Raw genomic sequence first — 2,519 nt, 5'->3', positions numbered from 1 at the left:
GCATCTGCGTCTGAGTCAGCATCAGCATCTGAGTCAGCATCAGCATCTGCGTCAGCGTCTGCATCACTGTCGTCCTCGAAGTATCCATTATCAACACTAAAATCATCATGATCAGTAATAGTTACATGTACTTCTTCACCATCAGCATCTTTGCCATCATCGCTACCTGAATTTGTGGTAGTTTGAGTTAAGCCTTCAGGCTTATCAAAATGTACAATATAGTCACCACTATCTAAATCATCAAAACGATACTTACCATTTTCATCTGTTGTTGTTGTTTTTAATACGTTTCCATTACCATCTTTTAACGTAACAGTTACACCTGGGATTCCATTTTCATCAGAATCTTGGATACCATCTTTGTTAGTGTCTTTCCATACATAGTCACCTAAACTATATTTTGGAGTTTTATAGAATCCGCTATCTAATGTCCAGTTATCAGCATCATTAATGACACCTGTAGTTGTTAAACCATCAGAATCTTTAGTATCATCGTTACCCGCATTAGCATTTGTAGGTGTATATCCTTCTGGTGTAGTAAATGAAACTTCATACGTTCCATTTTCTAAACCAGTAAATTGATACTTACCATTTTCATCTGTTGTTGTTGTTCCAATTGTATTGCCTTCACTATCTTTTAATGTAACGGTTACTCCTTGAATTCCTTTTTCATCAGAGTCTTGAATGCCGTCTTTATTTGTATCTTCCCATACATAGTCGCCTAAATTATATGTTGGTTTTTCATAAAAACCTGTATCAACAGTCATATTGTCGGCATTATTAATGATACCTTTTGCTACCACTACATTATTATCCCCATCTTTTTGACCATCCGAATCAATAGTGTCATTATCACTTGTATTTGATGGTGATGGAGTATAATTATTAGGAATAACAAATTCAACATTATATGTTCCATTTTGTAAGTTATTAAACTGATAATGTCCTGTTTCATCTGTGGTTGCACGTTGTAATTCTTTGTTATTACTATCTTTAAGAATGACGTAAACACCTGGAATACCTTTTTCGTCATCATTTTGGATACCATCTTTGTTTTTATCTAACCATACATAGTCTCCAAGACTGTATGTTGGGTTATCTCCTTGTGCTGTTGAAGAACCATTAATATAACTGACGGTTGTACTTTTAGTGCCTGTTGGATATCTTGATTCTTGGTTACCATAACGTGTTAATTCATAATTTGTAGTAACATTGCCAGTACCTGATGGTTTAACCGCTTGAGTAATAATATAACGTTTTCCTTTGTTCATATTACTACGGTTAAGATCTATATCTACTCTAGTATTATTAAGGCTATATTTAGGTGTAAATTCACTAGTTACATCTTTAACTGCAGATCCGTTTAAATTCGGATTAAAGCTATCAACTAAAACATTATCATCTAATACTTCATACACTTTTGTTTCATTAGGTATAAAATTACCATTTTGAACTGTTGAGAAATATTTTGCATCATAAATTCTATTCCCAGGTTGATTTAAATAAACAACTTCATTATGTTTATTATTTACATTATCAACATTTGCTACTGCTGCACTTGTGAGATGGTCTTTATGATTACCATAATCTACCACAAAGTTTTCTCTAACTTCTTGGTTAGCGATGGTAACATCCATAGGATAACTTTGTTTATCTTTAGTTACTGTCTCTCTTTTTGGTGTTGCTAAAAGATTAAAGCTACCTGTAATGTTTTGGTATTGATCTACATAATTAGTAAAAGTGTATGTAGTTGTATTTGTAGTTTCATCATAAACACCGTTTGCTACAATCGAACCTTCCTTACTACGTAGTTGTGTATTTTTAGCTGGAAGTTCTAAAGCACCAGGTCTAATGTAATCACCATATTTTATAGTGAATGTATCTCCCTCTTTAATACTATTATCCAGTTCGTAATCAGCAGATAATCTTAATTGCTCATTACTTGTTGGCCAAACCGTATTATCATCATGTTGATTATTCTTCTTGTTAAGTGTCAAACTAGCATTTGTAATATTAATTTTATCATTAACATTTTGACCTGATGTTACAGCTGCCAACATTCTAAGTTTAGATACTGGACTTAATGAATTGTTTTTATTTCTAACATTAGTTGTTAAAGGTTCAATAGCTGATAATGTTTCTAAACCATAGTCATTATTGTTAGATTCATTAAGTAATGCAGCTCGTAAAATTTCGTTATTTAATTCTTCTTTAGATAAATTTTTTAAATCACTATTATTTTTAATTGAAGTCTCAATATTAGAAATGTCTTTTGGATTAATATTCAGCTCATTTATAGCTTGTTTTGTATAATCGATTTTTTCATCGATTGTGCTATTTTTATTCATATCTAGTGATTGTTCATTTTTGTTACTTATCTCATGTGGCTCTTCAGCTGTTGTTGCTTCTTCTTTAGTTGCTGACTCTTCAGCTGTTGCTGCTTCTTCTTTAGTTGCTGACTCTTCAGCTGTTGCTGCTTCTTCTTTAGTTGCTGGCTCTTCAGCTGTTGCTGCTTCTTC

At 32.6% G+C, this 2,519-nt stretch carries 1 protein-coding gene; it reads right to left on the bottom strand.

Features of this window, described 5'->3' with window-relative positions; all coding sequences use genetic code 11:
• Positions 1-2,348, bottom strand: a 2,348-nt coding sequence (locus tag AK212_RS12795) for an SdrD B-like domain-containing protein (protein WP_483315614.1), incomplete at its 3' end; no start/stop codon positions are given.
• Positions 2,349-2,519: the final 171 nt, after the last annotated feature.

It is taken from the genome of Staphylococcus borealis, assembly GCF_001224225.1.
In the GTDB taxonomy this organism is placed as follows: Bacteria; Bacillota; Bacilli; order Staphylococcales; family Staphylococcaceae; genus Staphylococcus; species Staphylococcus borealis.
Note: the sequence above shows the minus strand (reverse complement) of the source record. Positions and strands in the feature narration are given on the sequence as shown.